Consider the following 22,335-nt stretch of genomic DNA (forward strand, 5'->3'; position numbering starts at 1 on the left):
AAATTTTTTAATTCCGTTAAACCGATCTATTTTCTTCTACTTCAAGTTGAGCCGTTAATACCTCATCGGTGTTTTTAGATTCTCTAATAAATAGGAAACAGATAATAGCTGCTAGTATCATTAGTCCGCCACCCAATTGTACGGCCAACAAACGATCATTGTGTAGCACATTCCTCATCAGCCACCCAAATCCCAAAGAGGCAATAATCTCTGGTAGCACAATAAAGAAATTAAAAATTCCCATGTAAATGCCAATTTTATGCCTTGGTAGCGAACCGCTTAACATGGCGTAAGGCATAGAAAGAATGCTGGCCCAAGCAATTCCCACGCCAGTCATACATAGATAAAGCATGTGCTTATCGTGTACCCAGGCCACGCTGATCAATCCTATTGCTCCGCATATCAAGCAGAGCGCATGCGTATTTTTTCTCCCTAAGAAATCAGCTATTTTTGGTAGAACCAGGGCAAATAAAAAGGTGACCACGCTATAATACGCTAATGTCAAACTCCCAAAATCAGCTCCCTGTGCATAAATAGGGTCACTGGCATCTTTACCACCAAATACATTTACGGCTACTGCGGTGGTATAATAAAACCACATCAGGAACAGGCCGGGCCAGGTAAAAAACTGAACCAGGGAAACAATTTTCATCCTTTTGGGCATGTTGGCCAGGGCATTAAATATCTCTCTTGCACCACCACCAAAGCCTTTATTGCTTTCTAGCACCTTCTCTTTAAAATTTACGTCAGAAGGTGGGTATTCCTGAGTAGTAAAAACCGTATAGAGTACGGCAGCAAAGAAGAAAAATGCACCAATATAAAAAGAGAATTTTACGTTCTCGGGAATATGACCCAGTTCTGCGGTATTGCTAAGATGAAAAACGTTTTTCATCAACCAGGGCAATGAAGAAGCCACGCTCCCGCCTAATCCAATCATCATACTTTGCATAATGAAACCTCTGTTAACCTGGCTATCTGGAAGCTTATCGGTTACGAAGGCTCTAAATGGTTCCATAGCAATATTTCCGAAAACATCCAAAACCCACAATAATCCTGCGGCCATCCATAAGGTACTGCTATGTGGCATAAAAAGAAGCGCAATACTGCTTACAATAGCCCCAATCATAAAATAGGGCCTTCTTCTCCCCCATTTCGGATGCCAGGTTCGATCACTGAGATAGCCCACAATCGGCTGAACCAATAGCCCTGTTAGCGGTGCCGCCAAGAACAATAATGGAACCTGATCCGCATTGGCCCCAAGGTTTTCGTAGATGCGGCCCATATTTGCCCGTTGCAAATCCCAGCCAAACTGGATTCCGAAAAAACCAACACTCATATTGATAATTTGAGCGAGGGTTAATCTTGGGTTTTCAACTATTGCTTTTAAATTCATTGGTTAGGGTTTAAAATTGGATGATTTTAGCTGTAGAAGGTGGTAAATTTATGGGTATAAATCGACCCATTTTAGTGGTAATTTGTTGATTTGCCAATAAATCGGTAACTGTTAGTGGCAACTTGTCTGTAGTAATTTGTTCTGGGATTTTAAGATCCGTTATCAGCGTTTTTTCGCTATCAAAATTGGTTATGACCAATAATCGTTGCTTATCCGTATAACGAATAAAAGCATACATTTTCTTATTTGCAGCTGCAATTTCTTTTACTTCAAAGATGTTTCCATTATAAACAGCATCACTTTGTGTAGCTATCTTCATCAATTTCTGGTAGAAATTTCTTAGCTTTTTTTGAGATGGACTTAATTTATTTCCGTCAAATAGTCCATTATTCATCCATTTTTGATGGTTTGGCACTCCCCAATATTCGAATATGGTAGTTCTGGCATTTTGATTGTCATCTCCCATAAACCCTTCAGAGACACCTGCACTCTCTCCTACTTCTTGCCCAAAATATAACATCACCGGGCCACCGCCTAATAGTGTCGAAACCACCATTGCAGGGATACCAAGTTCGGCTTTGCCAGCAAACGCGTTTGAGGCAATCCGTTCTTCATCATGATTTTCTAAAAAACGAAGCATATGCTTACTGAATTTTGCACTTTCTTCTTTCCACACGTGTGTGATATCATTCACATCCGCAGTAGGTTCGTCTTTTATCAATCTCTTTAACCCGTCATATAGACCAACTTTATCATATAGAAAATCGAATTTTCCTTGAGTTAAATATTTTTCATAAGATTTTGGATTGTAGGCTTCAGCGATAAAGATCATTCCTGGGCGGTAGGCCTTAACCTGTGGGATTACCCATTCCCAAAATTCTACAGGCACCATTTCGGCTACATCACATCTAAAACCGTCTACTCCTTTTTTGGTCCAATACACTAAGATATCCCGCATTTTTGTCCACACTGGTGGGATGGGGCTAAAATGATTGATTTCTTTTCCATCTTTATATTCGATACCATAATTCAGTTTCACGGTTTCGTACCAATCTGAAGGGTTTGGATTTGCAGAAAAAACAGTATTTCCAGTGGCTTTTGCAGGAAATTCGTCAAATTTTCCATCCATCATCCGTTTTAAAGGGCTATTTGCCTCGGCAAGGTTTATGGGCACTTGAAAATGTTGGCCAGGGATATAGTAAAAATCATTTCTTTGACTAAAAGGTATTGACGTATCATCATTGGCCCCAAAATCAACCACGTTTTTTGGTTTGGCATTTGAGTGATATCCTCTGGCCACATGATTGGGCACAAAATCCATCAGAACTTTAATATTTTTTGTATGCGTACGTTTTATTAATGCCTCAAATTCGGCCATTCTGTTGGATACATTCACAGCAAGATCTGGGTCAACGTCATAGTAATCTCTAATGGCATAGGGCGAACCTGCTCTACCCTTAACCACATCTGCATCATCTGTTTTGATCTTATATGGAGAATAATCAGTTAAGCTGGCATGAGCAATTACTCCAGTATACCAAATATAATTTACATGCAGTTCTTTTAACCCATCAAGCGCTTTTTCGGTGATATCGTTAAATTTACCACTCCCGTTTTGTGCAATGGTTCCGTATGGGATATTAGTAGTTTTTTTGTTTCCAAAATAACGGGGTAATAACTGATAGATCACTATTTTCTCAGGAGTTTTAGTCATATTTCTTTCTTGGGCAAATGCTTGAGTATAGCCACATAAAATGCCAATTAAAAATAGCAGAACCCTTATTCTTTTGATGATTGCAATCATACCAATTCTACGTTTTCCTTATAAATTTCTGTGTTTCCCTCTAATTGGTAAGGTTGACCAGAAATTACTACTTCAAGATCTACCTTGCTCTGATTTTTTATGAGGATTCGATTTTCGGAAATTTTAATTTTCAAATTGGCACCTCTAAAACCGATGGTAAACGCAAACGAACTCCATTTGCTTGGTAAAAAGGGATTAAAATTTAATTTTCCATCCTTAATTCTCATTCCAGCAAAGCCTTCAACAATACTCATCCAAGTACCTGCCATAGAAGTGATGTGCAAGCCATCTTCTGTATCATTATTATAATCGTCTAGATCTAGGCGGGCAGTACGCAGATAAAATTCGTATGCTCTGCTTTCGTCATTCAGCTTTGATGCTAAAATACTGTGTACACAAGGTGATAAGGAACTTTCATGAACGGTTCTTGGCTCGTAAAAATCAAAATTTCTTTTCAACGTATCTATGTCGTATTCGTCTTCAAAGAAATAAAGACCCTGCAAAACATCGGCCTGTTTAATAAAACAAGACCTTAATATTCGATCCCAACTCCATTTCTGATTAATTGGCCTATCGCTAGAGGGTAAATCTTTAACCAGAATTTGTTCTTTGTCGAGATATCCGTCTTGTTGTAAGAAAATTCCCTTTTCAGCATCGGCTGGATAATACATTTTTTCTACAATCTCAGCCCAAATTTTTAGTTCCTTTGGATCGAAGTTTACCGCTTTTAAAAGATCTTGAAGTTTTCGTGGTTCTTGATGCTTTAACAATTCTATAGTTTCAGCGGTATATTTTAAACACCATGAAGCCAATACATTCGTATACCAATTGTTGTTTACATTGTTTTCGTATTCATTTGGCCCAGTAACGCCTAACATCACATATTGTTTTTTTTCTTCGCTCCAATTTACACGCTGTTTCCAGAACCTGGCAATGCCGATAAGCACTTCCAACCCGTAATCTGCTAAATACCTTTGATCATTGGTATAACGAACATAATTGTAGATGGCATACGCTATCGCACCATTACGGTGTATTTCTTCGAAAGTAATTTCCCATTCGTTATGGCACTCTTCACCATTCATGGTTACCATGGGATATAAGGCCGCTCCGCCAGAAAAACCTAACTTTTTGGCATTTTCAATGGCTTTATCCAATTGCTTGTAACGATAAATCAACAAATTTTTACTTACTTCCTGTGGTGCGGTTGCAAGGTAAAAAGGAACGCAATAAGCTTCTGTATCCCAGTACGTAGAACCACCGTATTTTTCTCCGGTAAAGCCTTTTGGTCCAATATTTAATCGATCATCTTTTCCTGTATAGGTTTGAAATAATTGAAAAATATTAAAACGAATGCCCTGTTGTGCGGCAACATCACCTGCGATAATAATGTCGCTTTCCTCCCATTTAAGTGCCCAGGCCCTTGACTGTTCAGCTAATAAATTTTTAAAACCTTTACCCAGCGCATAAGAAATAGTCGACCTACATCGAGAAATGAGCTCATTTTTGGGATGGTTTTGCGATGATAGGTTCGCAACGATTTTGATTAGGCTAATTTCTTTATTTGCTTTACCTTCTATTGTAAATTGTTGGCCAACAAATTTATCTTTCCGAATAGCTGTGGTTTTAACAGGAACAGGGTGGTTGCCTTGATATACTTCGATCACACTTCCTGTACATACTTCAAAATTGGTTTTTTTGGTTCTTAAGGTAAGATAGGCTTCGGTGTGAGTGATATCATCGGCTACGAGCTCCCAGAATTTTTCGTCGTAGTTACTATCCTGATTTTTAATATCGCCATCTATAAATGGTGTAAATGTAATTTTCCCATCAAAATTGATTGGTGTAATCTGGTATTTAATGGCTCCGATTTCGTCATCAACTATACTACAGAAACGAGTTGAAGTCACTTTTACGATATTGTTATTTTTGAGTTTTGCGGTAAAACTACGTTCTAAGTAGCCCGCACGCATATTTAATACGCGCTTAAAATCACTCACTTCGGCAGTAGCCAGATCTAAAATTTCGTCTTCTATTTTAATTTCAATACCAATCCAATTAGCGGCATTCAATACTTTGGCAAAATAATCTGGATAACCGTTTTTCCACCATCCAACGCGTGTTTTATCGGGATAATATACTCCCGCAACATAATTACCGCTTAGCGTTTCGCCGGTATATGTTTCTTCAAAGTTGGCACGATGACCCATTCGGCCATTGCCCAAGCTAAATATGCTTTCAGAAATTTTATTCAAATGCGGATCAAAGCCATCTTCAATTATATTCCACTCATCTGCTTTAATGTAATTCTTCATATTATTAAGTATATCGTATTTAGTATCAGGTATAAGAGCTGATACTATAAACTTTCTAAATCCTTTACTGTTAATTTGTCTAGCCCGCTCACCACTAAATCAGCTTGGGTTAGCACCGATTTTTCTCCAATACCAATCGCTTTCATCCCACCGGCCTTAGCAGCCTCTATTCCAGCTAATGCATCTTCAAAAACTACACAATGATTGGGCTCAACTCCCAGTAATTCAGCTCCTTTTAAGAATACCTCCGGATCGGGTTTTGATTTTGAAACCTTATTTCCGTCTACTATCTGCTCAAAAAAATGCGCCAAATTTGTTCTCTCCAATATTATGGACGTATTCTTACTTGCCGACCCAAGCGCCACCCTATAACCTTCTTTTTGAATTGCTGTTAAGAATTTAACCGTACCTGGCAACACTTCTGCAGGGGTCATTTTCGTAATTAGCTCTACATACCAGCTATTTTTAAGCGAAGCCAGCTCTTCTTTCTCCGCATCCGTTTTTGTTACTTTCCCCCATCCTAATATTTTATTTAAACTATCTATCCTACTGATACCTTTTAATTCTTCATTTTGCGCTTCGGTAAAGTCGAAATTCATGGTATTCGCCAAGCGTTTCCAAGCCTTATAATGGTAAACTGCAGTATCCACGAGTACGCCATCCAAATCAAAAAGACAGGCTTTAATCTTGTTTTCGGCTATTGGGCCTAGCATATGATTTCGATCCTGCATTTTATTGTAGTTCTAATATTAATGTAGTGGTTGCCGGAACTTTAATTTCCTCAATGTTATTAATCAATTGTCCCGATGCAATATCTTTAGCGCTTTTTGCAGTTAAGATTCTTTCTTTGAAACGCTCGGTATTAAGCAGTTTTTCTGTTGCATTGCTGTTCATGATCATCATTACTGTTTTTAGGTTGTTATACCTGAAATACACATATATCCCATCTTCAGGAACAAATTGCATCATTTTGCCAGTTTGTAGAACGCTATTATTTTTTCTATAATTTGCTAAGGTTCTTACATAATTAAACGCCTCATTTTCGGCTGTGCTTCTATCGGCCGCACCGTATTTATTCTTTTTGTCGCCATCCCATCCCCCAGGAAAATCATCTCTTACCAAACCATCGGGATTTGCGAAGTTTTTCATCAGGATTTCAGTACCATAATAAAGCTGAGGAATTCCCCTTGTAGTTAATAACCAAGCGATTCCAGATTTGTATTTATTAAAATCCTCGCCAACTACCGAATAAAATCTACTTAGATCATGGTTGTCTAAAAAAACCACGTTTCGGGTCGGATCCTCATATAGAAAATCATTGGCGAAGGTATTATATAGCTTAACCACCCCATCCATCCAACCGAATTTTCCATTTAATGCTTCGTTGATTCCCCAAAGCGCCTGAAAATCGGTTACGGCTTGAAGTTGGGTATCAAATCCCTGATTAATTTTATTTCCTTGTGTGAAATAGGCTTGATTAGGAACGCCGTGTACCCAAGTTTCTCCAAAAAAAGTAAACTTTGGGTATTCTCGTTTAATGGCTTTGGCCCACTCTGCCATATATCCCAAATCATTGTAAGCATACGTATCCAAACGAAAACCATCCAATCCGGCATATTCAATCCACCAAATATGACTTTGGGTAATGTAATTGCGCACATAGGGATTTGACTGGTTCATGTCTGGCATATGATTATCAAACCATCCATTTACCATTAAGTCTTTATCTTTTTTAGAAGCATAGGGATCCATGTGAACTTGCTCCCGATACGTTGTTTTAGTAAAGCTTGGCCATTGGTGTACCCAATCTTTCATAGGCATGTCCTTAACGGTAAAATGCTCTGTACCTACATGGTTGTGCACCAAATCTTTAATCATTTTCATCCCACGTTTGTGGCATTCTTCGACTAATTGTTTATAAAGTTCGTTCGTGCCAAAACGCGGGTCTATTTTATAATTTTCAGTATTTGCATAGCCATGATAAGAGGTTCTGGGCTGATTATTTTCGAGCACAGGATTAAGCCACAGTGTAGTTACGCCTAAATCTTTCAAATAATCCAAATGATTGATAACTCCTTTGATATCGCCTCCATGACGATAATACATGCTATCACGGTTTAAGGTATTCTCTTGCATGCCAGGTACGACGTCGTTAGTTTTATCGCCATTGGCAAAACGATCTGGCATGATAAGATAGATTAAATCTGCATTGGTTACCCCTTGATACCGGTTTGGACGCTTATCTCTTGCTTTTAACTCGTAGGTATAAACTATTTTTCGGCCGTTAAAGGCAAAGCTGATGTTGAATTTTCCGGGCTTAACAGTTTTCGCGATAGTTAAATCCAAAAAAAGGTAATTTGGATTTTCGACCTTGTTTACTTTTACTAGTCTTACTCCAGGATAACTTAAGCTTACGGAGGTAGATCCAATCTGATCTCCGTGCACCAACAGCTGCAATTTAGGATTTTGCATTTGTGCAAACCAAAACATAGGTTCAATGCGTTCCAGTTTTTGCGCCAAAAGATGGATTGAAATAAATAATAAAAAGGATAGAATGAATATTCTTTTCATGTTAATTTTTGTCGCTTAGGTTAATAGTGTATTTCTATTTTATTTGGAGAATTTGAAATTACTACACTTTTTACTTTGTATCCTTCCATTGCATTTGTAGAGCCTTGTGGATCAAATTTTGAAACTGGAATTAAGAACGAAGCCCAGTCATCCTCCAAAGATCCACCTGCATTAATTTGATCGCTAGCTAAGAATCCGTGAAAAATTAATTTTAACTTATTGAATTTTGATTTAAAGTTCCCATCCACTTTGTTAATCGTAATCAATTTTTTTAGTGCATCATAAGTAATTAGACGTTTATAAAATTCACCTTTTTCATAATTATAACTTTCTCCATCATCTTCATAATATAGAAAACTGTTATTGATCAATCCTTTGTAAATATGGATGGAGAGTGTATCGGTTGGCTTTTCAGCTGTGCTTTGTACTAAAGACTGCATGGGCACAATGCTGCTTTCCTTAATATAAACCGGCAATTTTTGTAAATTTAAACGAACAATTTTTTCGGTATTTCCTTGTTCAATTATACCAGTGTACAAATTGTACCATTGTCCTTTTGGAAAATAAATGTTGCCATAATCTTTGGTGCTTTCAAACGGGGCGATCAAAAAAGAGGAACCGAAAAAATATTCATTCTGGAATTGCGGATCATAGATCTTAGGGTCAAATGTATTTTCTATCGCTAAACTTCGCACTACGGGTAAACCATTTTGTGCCGATTCGTTAAATGTAGAATAGAGATACGGCAATAATTTGTAGCGTAGGCTGATGTAGTTTCTCGCTATTTCAGTTACTTCCTCTCCAAAACTCCAAGGTTCTGAAGATTTGGTATTTACTGCGGTATGGTTTCTAAAATATGGATTAAATGCACCAATCTGAATCCAGCGGGCATATAAATTTGCAGATGGATTACCTGTAAAGCCACCAATATCCATACCAGTAAAAGAAACACCGCTTAACCCCAAACTACTCAATAATCTAACTCCGAGTAGCATGTGATCGTCTTCAGAACGGTTATCACCTGTCCATATTGCTGTATAACGTTGTAACCCGGCATAGCCTGCCCTCGTTAGGTTAAATGGCCTTTTATTGGTGGCCTCGATCATGCCTTCAAAGCTTGATCTTGCCATTTGCATGCCATATACATTATGGGCCTGTTTATGACTTGCCATCGCGCCATCATAGTTAAACAAAATATTAGAGGGCATTTTCTGGCCCCAACTAGCAATTTCATTCATATCGTTCCATATTCCTGAAACCCCGGTTGAAGAAAAGAACTTAACTTTTTCTTTCCACCAATTTCTTCCCTTTGGACTCGTAAAATCCGGAAAGTGGCACCAGCCCGGCCAAACCTGAGCGGTATAATTGGTACTGTCCATGTATTTCACGAAGATATCTTCCTTTAATCCGTCTTCGTAGGCGTCATATCCTTTTTCTACTTTGATTCCTGGGTCTACAATAACAGTGGTTTTGAAACCCATAGCCCCTAATTTTTTATTCATTTCCTGAGGATCAGGAAAACGCGACTTATCCCAAGTAAAAAGTTTATACTGATCCATGTAGTGGATATCAAGCGTAATGCCATCTGCCGGGATCTTTTTTTCTCTCAGGGTTTGGGCTATCCGCAATACTTCAGTTTCAGGGTAATAGCTATAGCGGTTCTGTTGATAGCCTAAGCTCCACAATGGAGGTAATTTCATTCTTCCTGTTAATGCAGTGTAAGAAGTTATGATATCCGCGAGTTTCTTGTGATAGATCAAGTAATAGTTCATTTCGCCTCCTTGTGCCGCAAACGAGGAGAACCGATTATTACTTGCTCCAAAATTAAAATCAGTCTGAAACGTATTATCTAAGAAAATGCCATAATTGATTTCATCGTGGATGCCGATATAAAAAGGGATGGACGAATAAATGGGATCGCGATTGGTGGCATATCCATAGGCATCATAGTTCCAGTTGGTGTAACCCTCTCCTCTTCTATCCAGATTTCCCGTTTTTTCTCCTAAACCAATAAAACGCTCTCCCGGCTGCATGTGCTTGTAAGACGTAACCTCTTCTCCCACCCAACTGTGCTGTAAACCTTTTTCGTCTTGATTAATTACACGACCATCATTTGAATAAAAAGCAACAGTGAAAGGGCTTTTGCTCACAATAACCTTTAAAGAATCGGTGCGGATTTCTATCTCCTTATCATTTTGAGTGATCGTAGTTTTGGTGGGCTTAGGCGTAGCAATCACCGCATAAGAAAAGTCTGCGTTTAATTTCTTTTTGTCTAATCTAACGCGAACTATGTTGGGACTGTAAATATTAATTTCGCCAAAGGCAGAGGGAGTAGTGAACGTAATTTTCTGTTGTTCGATAGTAACACTCGTAATGTTACCAGCGGCAAGTACCGGATTATTTTGAGCATCAGCTAAAAAGGGAAATACGATAAGTAAGAACGCTATAAAAGGGAATCTGACCATGCTAAAAAATCAATCTTCTAGAAAACCCCGTAGTTCCTTTAGGGAAACCACGGGGATTGAGATACACTAGTTTTTAACTAATGTGTATTTATTTGTTGTCGGATTTAACGTGATGGTATAGTTACCAGCGGCAGTTATCGGAATGTTTGCACCACCAGCTGTTAAATTACCTCCGCTACCACCTAGGTTTACAGCCCAATCATGATCTTGTCTGAATTTCATTTCACCAACCACTAAATTGGCGGTTATTTTCCATGCGCCATTGCCATCATTGATGTATTTCATATCAGTATCTGCAGACCAATTGCCAGGTGTTGCATCGCCAATTATGGCCCAAACTTTAGCAACATCAATAGTGTAAACATTGGCATTAAGATCCACAGTAAGGGTTTTCAATCCCGCAGACACAGAACTGATGTCGCCACCAGATGTGCTTAAGTTACCTCCACCTGTAGTTCCATAGGCGATATCCCATTTTTTTGCAGGGGTTATCTTAAAATTGCTTCCATCAAACTTAATGATCCCTACATATACCCCGTTTCCGGTTAAAGAAACCAAGCTATCAGCAGACGCTGGATCCCAACCTTGATAGTTGCCAGGAACATATACCCATGAGGTTAGCGGGAAGGGCTTGGCGCTCATGGTTACCACGTTGCTATAAGTTGCAGGTACGTTAGCTGAGATGGTTGATTTAATTCTTATCTCTACATCAGAATTAGCCGTTGTTGGTAAGTTCAATGAAAGTAATAAGTTATTGAAATCGAAACCATTGTAGCTTTTAATTGTGGTATTAGCATCTAAAATAGCTTCCTTGGTTTTTGCAGGAGCGAACGCCTGACCTTTCGGTGAGATTTGTAAAGTATTGGTTACGGCTGCCTGATATCCAAAGTTAGGATTGGTTAAGGTAAACGTAACCACATTGGTTGTTAGCATTGATTTATCCAGTACTACCGAAGTAGCAGAAGATTTTAACGTGCCAGGTGTACCGTCTGTTGCGGTAGCTTCAATGCCATCCTTTTTACACGACCATAGCGATAAAGCAATGAAACTTAAGGCTAATGATTTTAAAACAATTGATCTCATGTTCTTATAAATAAACTTAATTAATAACCTGTGTTTTGTACCAAATTCGGATTTGCAGTTAAATCTGCCGATGGAATTGGATAAAGATTACGGAATGTTGCCACTCCAGTCCCTGCTTTTACACCACCTTTAAATGGCCATAAATAAGACGAGCCTGTAAATTTGGCGTAACGTACTAAATCTGTACGGCGATGACCTTCCCAATATAATTCCCTGCCTCTTTCGTCTAAGAAAAAGTCGGTTGTTAAGGTGGTTACCGCACCGCTTGCATTTCCATAAGCACGTAAGCGCAAATTATTTACATAAATTAAGGCCTGTGCTGTGCTACCTCCAGCGCCACCACGCATAACGGCTTCACCATAAATTAGATATTGTTCTGCCAACCTGAACAATGGAAAGTCTAATGAACTGAATGTTCCATTTAACGATGCTGGTGTCGTGCCTGTTGAGGTAACATTTTTAAATTTAGTTACTCTTAGCCCATCATTAAATACCGCAATATCATCTACAGTGTTTTTTGTTCCGAAGAAAATACCTCTTTTATCTAGTGTTCCATTTGGATCTGGGAAAAGATTTGGAAGGTTCTGGCGGGTTCTGTTACCACCCCATCCCCCATTTGGTACTCCGTAACTTGTAGGATTCATATCCCCGTTAATACCTGCATTGATCAAGAAAGTTGTACCTCCATAATTAGTGCCTTTGGAGCCATCATAGTTAATGGTTAAAATGGTCTCGAGATTATTAAGGTTGTTATCAGCCAAGAACAAATCTTTGTAGTTAGATTTTAATGCATAGCCAGCAGCAATTACTTTCGAAGAATAGGTAATCGCCTCGGTATATTTTGCGGTTCCAGTATAAATCTGTGCATTAAGATATAGGCGGGCAAGCAAGGCCCACTCTGCACCTTTATCCGCACGACCATATTCATTGGTACGCGGATCTGCCAAATCAGGTTCGATTGCTTTTAACTCAGACTCTACATAGGCAAATATGGCGGCTCTAGTAGTTTGTTTTGGTGCATCCTTACCAATATTATCATTTTCTGTGATGAACGGCGGGTTACCAAAACCATCAAGCAGTACCCAGTAATGGTATGCTCTTATAAAACGGGCTTCGGCACGATATTTAGCAATTGTTGCTGCATCTGTACCGGTAATGTTGCGACTTGCCAATTTTTCTGGTGTACTTTCGCGAATAAATTCATTGGCTACAGTAATCACGTATAAACTCCTGGTGTACAATCCTCTTAGAAATTGATTGTCGGCATTCCAGGTAGAATTATCCAATTCTGGGATACCGGTATCATTCCAAGCGCAAATTGCTTCATCTGTAGTTAATTCCTGAGAAGTCCAGTATAATCTGAAAAAATCCGAAAACCCGGAGTTAATACCTCCTAGATCACTGTTATCAGAACCGGTAGAGCTGGTTAAAGCGTAACTTGCGTACAATTTTACCAAACCGCTTTTGTATCCTGCAGCATCGGCATAGACCTTGTCTGCTGTTACATCATTGGTTGGTTTTAAATTTAATGCGTCTTTTTTACACGCATTTAATGACATCAGAAAGATGCTGGATGTCAAAATGATTTTATATGAATGTTTCATCATTATTTATTTAATTCTTAATTAAAATCCAACGTTTACTCCCAAAGTGAATGTCCTTGGTCTTGGATATAGATTATAATCTATTCCAGAGGTTAATTCAGGATCCAACCCTTTGTATTTAGAGATTACAAATACATTCTGTACGTTGGCCGATAACCTTAAGTTGGCTTTACTGTTTTGCGAAAACCTTCCGAAATTATATCCTAAGCCCAAATTGTCCATTTTAACAAAAGAGGCATTTCTCATATAGTAATCGCTTAAGTATTGGTTATTCCCAAAGTTTGTATTATAAATATCTCTAGAAGCATTATTAATAATGCTCTGTGTACTTAGGATGTTAGATTTTACGCCAAAGTTTGAAGAAACGTTGTCGTAAACGTAGTTTCCAATGTTAGATCTGATTACGGTATTAACAGACCATTTTTTATAGGTAAACGAACTACTAAAGCCAATCGTTACTTTAGGATCAGGTGAGTGATAGAAATATTGGTCGCTGCTGTTAATAACGCCATCTCCGTTTAAATCCGCATAAACTCCCTCAAGAGGTGCGCCAGCAGTATTGTAAACCTGTTTGTATACATAGAATGATCCAGGAGTGTATCCTACAGAATTGTATTTCAAGTGTATTCCTGTACCTCCGGTTAAATCTCCAGCATCCAAAGAAGCACCTGGATTTGGATTTAAAGTTAGGTTGGTTACTTTTCTCTTATTGTAGGCGAAGTTGAAACCGAAATCCCAATTGGTATTGGTGTTATTGATTGCGTTATAGTTTATGCTCGCCTCAAAACCCCTTACTTCCATGTTTCCAACATTGGTAGTTAATTTATTGCTAAAGTTTGTACCTACCGGGATATCAACTGAACTTAACAGATCCTTAGTTTTTTTATAGTAAAAATCAAGTGCACCTGTAATTTTACCTTTTAAGAAACCATAATCTAATCCAGCATTATAGGTGGTTGTGCTTTCCCATCTCAAATCTGGATCGTATGCTGCTGGACTATAGTAGTTGTAGAATGTACTTCCTACTTGATATTGGCCCGTAGTGCTGTTGGCATAGTATTTTGATAGGTATTCATAATTTCCGATACCGTCTTTATTCCCTGTTTCACCATAACTTAGACGTAATTTAAGGTCAGACAAAACTTTGCTGTCTTTCATAAAGTCTTCGCTAATTACTCTCCAAGTAAAACCTAGAGATGGGAAATATCCCCAACGGTTATCTTCCGAGAATTTTGATGAAGCATCAGCACGCATTGTTGCAGATAAGATGTATTTTTCATCCAATGTATAGATCAATCTTCCGTAATACGATAGAAGTTTATTTTGTTGCACGGCGAAAGGGAAAGTAGTTGCTACTAAAAGCCCACCTGCAGCATTATATGAATTATAAAAATAATCAGTGTTCTTAATATCATAATAACCATAACCAGCAGTTACATCAAAACGGCTATTAATGCTAGCCACGGTGTGTGCGTAGTTAAGATAAAACTCTGATGTTTTACTGAATTCTCGGTTTAAACGATCTTGAAAGAATCCTTTTGTTGAGTTGCTTTGTGCAGCTATATCAGGAACCGTAGTTGATCCCGATCCTCTTGATACATCATAGCCTAAGTTAAAATTGGCATGTAGTTCTGGTAGGAAATGGAAAGAATAATCGAGTTTAAGATTACCAAAGCTTCTTCTTGCATTACCGATATCAGCTTTTTGCTCAATTAAAGCAAGTGGATTTCTCGGTGCATTTGGATTAGGAACGCCTGCTTGGATCCATTCGAAATAGTTACCAAATACATTGGTTGCGTAGATTGGCTGGGTTTGATCGAATTGGATAGCGCTGCCAATTGCGCCACTGTTGGCAAAGTTAGACTTGCTTATAGCTGCTTTAACGTTCAATTCTAGCTTTAGGTGATCGGCAAAAAATCGAGGAGCTAAATTTAATGCAGCGGTTCCTCTTTGCAACTTATCGGTAAGCAATAAACCTTGTTGATCCAAGTAACCCAAAGATAAGCGATAAGGCATTTTTTTGTACGTGCCTGAAATACCCAAATTATTATCACTTGTAAAAGCATTTTGGTAAATCACATCTTGCCAATCGGTGCTTGCGGTACCTAAATAAGCTTTTTGAGCGGCTGTACCATTTGTATTCACATAGGCACGGATCTCATCTGCGCTAAGCACATCTACTTTTTTGGCCACATTGGCTATCGAATTATTTGTACTAAAACTGAAAGCAGCTTTTCCCGCTGTTCCTTTTTTAGTGGTGATTAAGATTACTCCATTAGAAGCCCTTGAACCATAAATTGCAGTAGCATTTGCATCTTTTAATACGGTATAGGTTTCAATGTCGTTAGGATTTAGCAATGATAATGGGCTTGGCGCATTGCCGATGCTATTTCCGCTGAAGGGAACCCCATCAATTACTATCAAAGGATCGTTGCTCGCATTTAGCGAAGCTCCACCCCTGATTCTTATTTGGCTTCCACCACCGGGTTGACCGCTGTTTTGGGTAATGTTCACACCTGCAACTTTACCTTGAATAAGTTGTTCGGGGGTAATGATCGTCCCCTTTTGGAAATCTTTTGAACTTACGGTAGTAATAGAGCCGGTTAATTCTTTACGCTGTACGGTACCATATCCGATAACTACAACTTCGTTAAGATCTTTTGGATCAACTGCAAGTTTAAAATTTAGGGTGGTGTTACCTGATACCGTTACGGTTTGTTCTTGTGTAATGTAACCTATAAAACTTGAAGTTAATGTTACACTGCCACTTAGGCCATTGATTGCATAATTACCAGCTGCATCTGTAGAGGTAATTTTTGTTGTTCCTTTAATTGCTACAGAGGCGCCGGGTAAAGGTAATCCCTTTTCATCGAGCACTTTTCCAGACACTGTTCCGGTTTGTGCTTTTACGATTATTGCAGAAAAAATTAACAGCAATAAAAGCCCCTGTTTTAACAGGTAAAATACTTTCATGTTCAACGCTTTTTTAAGTCTATAAATTTGGTTAGATATTATGGTGTTTTACACACTTGTCTAATTTACACCTGTTAATTATAAATCAAAATAAATTTGAAATTATTTTTTTTCAACGATTTTTAGCACTAGAAAATTGCAGAATTTGTGTCTATTTTTTCGAAAAAAGTTTGTTGTATTTAACAAAATAAAATTTATAAATAATTATTAATCAAGCAGTTAAAAATTAAAAATTCAAATATAGAGTGTTACTTTTACACTAAGTATATTTTACCCCTATTTTCGGGAACGTTCCCGAGTTTTCAACATAAAAAGTCGATGAATTTTCGGGAACGTTCCCGAAAATGACTCGAAATTCGGCGTATTTTACACTAAGTGACTAAATTTTTTGAATTTTTAAGGACTTGAAAATACCCTAATTATACGCCTATATTTGGCCTCTTGAAGTTGAATTTCTAGGTATGATTTTAGAGTTCAAAACGAGCTGATTTGGTTCGTTTTTACTGACTTTTCCCGAAAGGATTTTGAACAATAAACGGGCTGCCTCCTCACCTATCGCGGTGGCTGGCTGGGTGATGGTAGTTAAAGATGGATTGAGTAATGGTGCAATTTCCAGACTAGAAAAACTAATGATTTTTAGTTGACTAGGAATCTTGATATCCAATTCATAACAAACATAATAGGTTGCAAAGGCCAAACGTTCAACGGAAGTAAAAATTCCATCAAATTTTAATCTGGTAACCGCTTCTTTTATAATTATCCTGTTTTCATCATAACTGTTGCTGCAGTCTACAATCAAACTCTCATCAAATGCGATATTGTGCTTTGCCAGGGCGTCTGTATATCCTTGCATCCTGGTTTTTCCGATGGATAGTGCTTTATTGATTACGAAGTATCCAATTCGCTTACATCCCTGATCTATAAGGTGTTCTGTAGCCAAAAAACTGCTATCGTAATCATTTGTTATTACCCTAGGGGTAGAAATGTCCTCGTAGATTCTATCAAAAAATACCAGCGGCAAGCGTTTTGATCCAAATTTATTTAGATAACCGTGGTCGTTGGCTTCTCCAGAAACAGACATGATAATCCCATCGGCCCTGCCATTGTGTAAATGGGAAATAAAGCTCACTTCTCTGGTAAAATCATCATCGGTAACATAAATAAGAATGTGATATCCATTTTCCCTCGCTATGCGCTCGATACCATGGATAACCTGCGAGAAGTAATTATTGGCCAATTCAGGAATAATAACTGCAATGGTCTTACTTTTTTGCTCTCTTAGATTACTAGCGTAATGATTTGGCTGGTAGTTAAGCTCTTTTGCTTTTGCTAAAATTAATGCTTTAGTAGCCGCCTTAATATCACTATTATCTCTAAAAGCCCTAGAGATAGTTGATGTAGAGAGATTTAAGGCTTGCGCTAATTTCTTAATGTTTATGCTATCCATGCCTTTTTTTGCGCTAATTGAAAATATTTGGTTTATACCCTCATTTGATAAATGCCAATCAGATTTGTTACGCTAACATTTCTTGGTCTTTAGTTATAGGAGCTGGCCGACCGTTTTTAAATGCAGCCCTTGTTTTTAGTCCTAAGAGTTCAAACATAGCCATATCATCCACAAATGCTGGATTTGGTGTTGTTAACAATTTATCGCCAGCAAAAATAGAGTTTGCACCTGCCATAAAGCAAAAAGCCTGTTCGAGGGTACTCATTTCATTTCTTCCTGCTGAGAGGCGAACTACAGATTTGGGCATTATAATTCTTGCGGTGGCAATCATTCGCACCATATCCCAAATTTCAATTCGGGGCTGATTAGCTAAAGGAGTTCCTTTAACGGGTACCAATGCATTAATTGGCACAGATTCTGGGTGTTTTTCCATATTCGCCAAGGTTTGCAGCATAGAAACCCTATCGGCCACAGTTTCTCCTAAACCGACGATACCACCACTACAAACGGTTAATTTCGCTTTGCGCACATTTTTTATGGTATTTAAACGGTCATCATAAGTTCTTGTAGAAATAATCCGTTTATAATCCTCTTCTGAGGTATCTAAATTATGGTTATAGGCATATAAACCCGCATCTGCCAAGCGTTGCGCCTGATTTTCGGTTAACATGCCCAAGGTACAGCAAACCTCCATATCCAGTTCGTTTACGGCCTTAACCATATCGATAACGCGATCAAAATCCCTATTGTCTCTCACTTCTCTCCAAGCCGCGCCCATGCACAAACGAGAAGCACCTCCAGCTTTGGCTGATTTTGCCGCATCAATTACCTGATCAACTTTCATCAGTGCTTGTACATCCAAATCGGTCTGATACCGTGCTGCCTGAGGGCAATAGGCACAGTCTTCGGCACAACCGCCTGTTTTTATCGAGATTAAGGAGCTGATCTGTACCTCCGAATAATCGTCATTTTCACGATGGATGCTCGCCGCCTCGTATATCAAATCCAAAAAAGGCTTGTTATAAATAGAGGTAATCTCTTCAGTGGTCCAATCGTGTCTCAATTCTTGCATAAAATGATAAAAAATTTAGTTTAGAGTAATAACTTGCTTGCTAGTCCTAATAAAAGTAAAAATCCAAAGACATCAGTAAATGTCGTGATAATGATCGATGATGCAATAGCGGGATCAATGCCAACTCTTTTTAGTACCAGGGGAATACTTGAGCCTGCAATTCCTGCAATCACCAAATTTCCTGTCATGGCCAAAAATATCACTAATCCCAACATGGGCTTTGAATCAAAGAAATAGGCAAAAACGAATACGATTAATCCGGTAACTGCTCCATTAATTAATCCTACGGTAAATTCTTTCAATACCGCTCTATAGGCTTGATTATCGGTTAAGTCGTATAACGAAATACGTCTTACCGTAACCGCTAATGCTTGGGTTGCGGCATTTCCCCCCATTCCTGCAATAATTACCATGTATGCAGCGAGTACCGGCAGCGAACTTGTCAAATATTCATAATGCCTGATAACCGCAGAGGCCAAAAATGCGGTTCCTAAATTAATAATGAGCCATGGAAGTCGAGATTTTACCGCTTCGATCCAGTTACCACTAAGTTCTTCATCCTCAGAAACCCCAGAGATCTTTAGAAAATCTTCGGTATTCTCATCTTCCAGTACATCGATCACATCATCAAAGGTAACGCGTCCTAGAAGCCGCATTTCATCATCAACTACTGGGATACTGGTTAAATTATACTGCGAAATAAGTTTTGCCACTTCTTCCTGATCCGTATCAGCCTTTACATACACCACATCGGCATTTACCATATCGGTGATCTTGGCATTACCTTTGGCTTTAATTATATCTTTTAAAGATACGATGCCTTTAAAAATATTGTTGTCATCAACTACGTTAACGGTATAAAATTCTTCGATTTCTTCGCTTTGGCGGATAATTTCGTCAATCGCATCCTTTTTGGTAAGGTTTAGGTTGATCCGGATTACCTCGGTATTCATTAAACCGCCCGCAGTCTCTTCGTCGTAACTTAATAGATTACGGATACTTGATGCGTTATCTTCACTTAGATCCTCAAGAATTTCTTTCTGTTCGTGCTCTTCGAGTTGCGAGATAATATCTGTTGCATCATCAAAATCGAGTTCTTCAACAATTTCTGCACGCTTATCAGGATGCAGTTGCAAGAGCAGTTCTTCCGGATGCGCTTCCTCGTGCATTTCAGAAATGATTTCTGAAGCAGTCTCTACATCCAACAAATTAATGATCCGCTGACGATCTTCTTTTGTGATGCTCTCAAATAAGATGGCAATTTCTGAGGCATGGTACTCCCCTAGCGTAGCTTTAAGCAGCTCATTATCACCACTTATTGCCTGCTTTAGTTTAGAAACGTCTGTTTTGTCTAAATCAAATGATTGCATCTGTTGCTAAGATAGAAATAATTTATTTTTGAACAGTTAAGAAACGCCATTTCATTAACTAAATGGGTAATTTTTATCCTAAAGATACGAAGGATAGCGTGCGAAAAAGAGAGGTATTAATCTTTGGCTAAAACGGTACTTTTTTCGGTTACGCTGGGGCATATCGCTCATTAACTCCTTTGTTAAACTAAGTCCATTTATAAGAGTCTAAACAATGTCAGGCTGGGCTCTCGAAGGCATCAGGATTAGCTTTTTTGTACTTCAATGTAGGCGCCCAGTGTCCCCCGCTGGCGTGCGAATCAAAAGGGGGTGGATGTAAATTGTACCGCCTAAAAAAATTTACAGTATTCTAATCCTCCCTTCACATTGCCCGACGTTCCTCCCTCCAGAATGGGATAGCATGATGCCTACCCACCCACAATCTACCGAATAATTGATGGAATTTTTTTACGGAATTATCTGACATCTCCCCAACTCCACTCGTAACTCCAATCTTCCAAACTCCTATCTACTTAAACCACCCTTTTCGCCAGAAGTAAAGAACTTGCACCACTGCAATTAAGCCCATTATAAACATGGTGTATTCATAACCGTGTTCTTGGTACAGTTCCGGCATATTTTCTGGCATTATTTTACCGGTAACAGGGTCTTCCCTACTAAAGTTCATGCCGTAAATACCAGCTATAAAGGTTAACGGAATAAAGATCGACGAAATAATGGTCAGTACTTTCATAATTTCATTCATCCTGTTACTGATAATGGATAGGTACATGTCGATATTACTTGCCGAAATTTCTTTAAGTGACTCGACCATATCTATAATCTGGATGCAATGATCATAGGCATCACGAATGTAAACTTTAGCCTGTTCATCTATTAGTGGACTGTCTGTTCTTAGAATATCGTTCATTTTATCCCTTTCAGGCCAGGCAATGCGCCTTACAGTGATCAGGTTACGTTTGATCAACTGGGTATCGTACATAATAGATTTGTCGGGTTTGTCGAACAGGCGATCTTCGATCTTATCCAAATCATCGCCCCATTTGCCTAAGACAGCAAAATATTCATCAACAATTAGATCCATTAAAGCATACATTAAATAACTGGTGCCGCCTATCCGTATGTTACCTTTCCCACTAGCTAAACGTTCTCTAATGGGATTCAGGCAATCCCCGTATTGATCTTGAAAAGTAAATAATATAGTTTTAGTTAATATGAAAGAGAGTTGTTCATTTTCTAAGTTATTTTCCTGATCTAAGTAAAGCATTCTGCTAACGGCGAAATCGTAGTTACCATATTCTTCATATTTTGGCCGTTGGTATGTTCTGGTAATATCTTCTAAGATTAATTTATTGATGTTCCAATCCACACTTAAGGTTTCGAACATATCTTCAGAGTTAAAACCTTTCACCTCAACCCAGTAGGTAAAATTGGTATCACTTGTTTGCCCAGCAAGATTATGGAGATTATCCAACGTATTTACTTGGTAACTTTGGGCATTAAAAGCATGGAGGTTGATAACAGGTTTTAGGGAATTCTCATCTATATATACCATTCCAGGACTTGTACCTGGTAAGGGCAGTGAATAATTTTTTTTATGTTTATGCCGATTTTTTCCCATTAGAGATAGGTTTTTGTTTGAGGACCTTGGTTAAATAACAAATCTAAAATACTAAGGTTAGGAATAAATGAATTTCGGTCACTAAACACTTGAAAGTATTCTTTTGCTTCGATTAAATGAATTTCTTTCTTGTTAAATTTTGTCCTGAAATCTAATTCTCCAGGAATGTCCTTCGTATATTCTGAAGTAAATTTAAGTTCTTGTTGCCACTTTAATTGTTTTAGGATCCAAGTGTAGAGTTCTAAGTTAAAGTCGAACAGGAAATCAAATTTTTTTTGATAAAACGGTGCGAGGCCATCTTCATAAAATTCAAAATAGGCAGAACTTCGGTAGCAGGTTTGTAAACTTAACCAATGTAATCGCTGCCATTTTAAATCGTAGCTAATTTTAACATCTTTAACTGGGGTATGTACTTTAGCTCCTTTCACAACGGGAACGATAAGGTCTAATATTCCATCGGGTGAGGCGATGCTGGCTCTATTACGGTAGGTCTGCTTTGGAAAGTGCTCGTGATGTTCAAACAAAAAATCTAAATTATGGCTTTTTAAACTAGAAAAATACGCTACGGGAGGAAGATAAAAAAGTGGAAAAATAGCTAAACTTTGCATCTGATATTT

At 38.3% G+C, this 22,335-nt stretch carries 14 protein-coding genes; all 14 read right to left on the minus strand.

Annotation, left to right across the window (positions count from 1 at the left end; genetic code table 11):
- Positions 1 to 16: 16 nt before the first annotated feature.
- Positions 17 to 1,393: an MFS transporter gene (locus tag AC6H0V_RS05435; protein ID WP_497562699.1), complete on the minus strand. Its 1,377-nt coding sequence runs from the start codon at positions 1,391 to 1,393 to the stop codon at positions 17 to 19.
- Between the two features lie 10 nt (positions 1,394 to 1,403).
- The gene (locus AC6H0V_RS05440) at positions 1,404 to 3,197 is read right to left on the minus strand and encodes an alpha-amylase family protein (protein WP_497562700.1); all 1,794 of its coding nucleotides are present in this window, start codon (positions 3,195 to 3,197) and stop codon (positions 1,404 to 1,406) included.
- On the minus strand, positions 3,194 to 5,512 hold the full coding sequence (locus tag AC6H0V_RS05445) for a glycoside hydrolase family 65 protein (protein ID WP_497562701.1): 2,319 nt from the start codon (positions 5,510 to 5,512) through the stop codon (positions 3,194 to 3,196). The genes AC6H0V_RS05440 and AC6H0V_RS05445 overlap by 4 nt, the downstream gene beginning before the upstream one ends.
- 44 nt (positions 5,513 to 5,556) lie before the next feature.
- Entirely contained in the window at positions 5,557 to 6,225 is a 669-nt protein-coding gene (gene pgmB, locus AC6H0V_RS05450) for a beta-phosphoglucomutase (RefSeq protein ID WP_497562702.1), read from the minus strand.
- Between the two features lie 19 nt (positions 6,226 to 6,244).
- Complete coding sequence (locus AC6H0V_RS05455; protein ID WP_497562703.1) at positions 6,245 to 8,083, minus strand: glycoside hydrolase family 13 protein; 1,839 nt, start codon at positions 8,081 to 8,083, stop codon at positions 6,245 to 6,247.
- Positions 8,084 to 8,103: 20 nt separating this feature from the next.
- A complete protein-coding gene (locus AC6H0V_RS05460; protein WP_497562704.1) occupies positions 8,104 to 10,548 on the minus strand; it encodes a glycoside hydrolase family 31 protein in 2,445 nt (814 codons plus the stop codon).
- 66 nt (positions 10,549 to 10,614) lie between these two features.
- Complete coding sequence (locus AC6H0V_RS05465; RefSeq protein ID WP_497562705.1) at positions 10,615 to 11,631, minus strand: SusE domain-containing protein; 1,017 nt, start codon at positions 11,629 to 11,631, stop codon at positions 10,615 to 10,617.
- A gap of 20 nt (positions 11,632 to 11,651) precedes the next feature.
- Positions 11,652 to 13,238 carry a RagB/SusD family nutrient uptake outer membrane protein gene (locus AC6H0V_RS05470; RefSeq protein ID WP_497562706.1) on the minus strand — a complete coding sequence of 529 codons (1,587 nt, stop codon included), beginning with the start codon at positions 13,236 to 13,238 and terminating at the stop codon, positions 11,652 to 11,654.
- A gap of 18 nt (positions 13,239 to 13,256) precedes the next feature.
- Positions 13,257 to 16,208, minus strand: coding sequence for a SusC/RagA family TonB-linked outer membrane protein (locus AC6H0V_RS05475; protein WP_497562707.1), 2,952 nt, complete (start codon positions 16,206 to 16,208; stop codon positions 13,257 to 13,259).
- Between the two features lie 427 nt (positions 16,209 to 16,635).
- Positions 16,636 to 17,655, minus strand: coding sequence for a LacI family DNA-binding transcriptional regulator (locus tag AC6H0V_RS05480; protein WP_497562708.1), 1,020 nt, complete (start codon positions 17,653 to 17,655; stop codon positions 16,636 to 16,638).
- A 67-nt stretch (positions 17,656 to 17,722) separates the two neighbouring features.
- Positions 17,723 to 18,727: a biotin synthase BioB gene (gene bioB, locus AC6H0V_RS05485; protein WP_497562709.1), complete on the minus strand. Its 1,005-nt coding sequence runs from the start codon at positions 18,725 to 18,727 to the stop codon at positions 17,723 to 17,725.
- Positions 18,728 to 18,747: 20 nt separating this feature from the next.
- The gene (gene mgtE / locus AC6H0V_RS05490; protein ID WP_497562710.1) at positions 18,748 to 20,097 is read right to left on the minus strand and encodes a magnesium transporter; all 1,350 of its coding nucleotides are present in this window, start codon (positions 20,095 to 20,097) and stop codon (positions 18,748 to 18,750) included.
- Between the two features lie 508 nt (positions 20,098 to 20,605).
- Entirely contained in the window at positions 20,606 to 21,718 is a 1,113-nt protein-coding gene (corA, locus tag AC6H0V_RS05495) for a magnesium/cobalt transporter CorA (RefSeq protein ID WP_497562711.1), read from the minus strand.
- A complete protein-coding gene (locus AC6H0V_RS05500) occupies positions 21,718 to 22,326 on the minus strand; it encodes a WbqC family protein (RefSeq protein WP_497562712.1) in 609 nt (202 codons plus the stop codon). Before AC6H0V_RS05500 ends, corA begins: the two co-directional genes overlap by 1 nt.
- Positions 22,327 to 22,335: the final 9 nt, after the last annotated feature.

Source organism: Pedobacter sp. NO84, from assembly GCF_059703915.1.

Bases quoted from the DNA above. Each gene is read 5' to 3' on its own strand.
- AC6H0V_RS05435 (WP_497562699.1), bottom strand. From the start codon at position 1,393: ATGAATTTAAAAGCAATAGTTGAAAACCCAAGATTAACCCTCGCTCAA.
- AC6H0V_RS05440 (WP_497562700.1), bottom strand. From the start codon at position 3,197: ATGATTGCAATCATCAAAAGAATAAGGGTTCTGCTATTTTTAATTGGC.
- AC6H0V_RS05445 (WP_497562701.1), bottom strand. From the start codon at position 5,512: ATGAAGAATTACATTAAAGCAGATGAGTGGAATATAATTGAAGATGGC.
- pgmB (WP_497562702.1), bottom strand. From the start codon at position 6,225: ATGCTAGGCCCAATAGCCGAAAACAAGATTAAAGCCTGTCTTTTTGAT.
- AC6H0V_RS05455 (WP_497562703.1), bottom strand. From the start codon at position 8,083: ATGAAAAGAATATTCATTCTATCCTTTTTATTATTTATTTCAATCCAT.
- AC6H0V_RS05460 (WP_497562704.1), bottom strand. From the start codon at position 10,548: ATGGTCAGATTCCCTTTTATAGCGTTCTTACTTATCGTATTTCCCTTT.
- AC6H0V_RS05465 (WP_497562705.1), bottom strand. From the start codon at position 11,631: ATGAGATCAATTGTTTTAAAATCATTAGCCTTAAGTTTCATTGCTTTA.
- AC6H0V_RS05470 (WP_497562706.1), bottom strand. From the start codon at position 13,238: ATGATGAAACATTCATATAAAATCATTTTGACATCCAGCATCTTTCTG.
- AC6H0V_RS05475 (WP_497562707.1), bottom strand. From the start codon at position 16,208: ATGAAAGTATTTTACCTGTTAAAACAGGGGCTTTTATTGCTGTTAATT.
- AC6H0V_RS05480 (WP_497562708.1), bottom strand. From the start codon at position 17,655: ATGGATAGCATAAACATTAAGAAATTAGCGCAAGCCTTAAATCTCTCT.
- bioB (WP_497562709.1), bottom strand. From the start codon at position 18,727: ATGCAAGAATTGAGACACGATTGGACCACTGAAGAGATTACCTCTATT.
- mgtE (WP_497562710.1), bottom strand. From the start codon at position 20,097: ATGCAATCATTTGATTTAGACAAAACAGACGTTTCTAAACTAAAGCAG.
- corA (WP_497562711.1), bottom strand. From the start codon at position 21,718: ATGGGAAAAAATCGGCATAAACATAAAAAAAATTATTCACTGCCCTTA.
- AC6H0V_RS05500 (WP_497562712.1), bottom strand. From the start codon at position 22,326: ATGCAAAGTTTAGCTATTTTTCCACTTTTTTATCTTCCTCCCGTAGCG.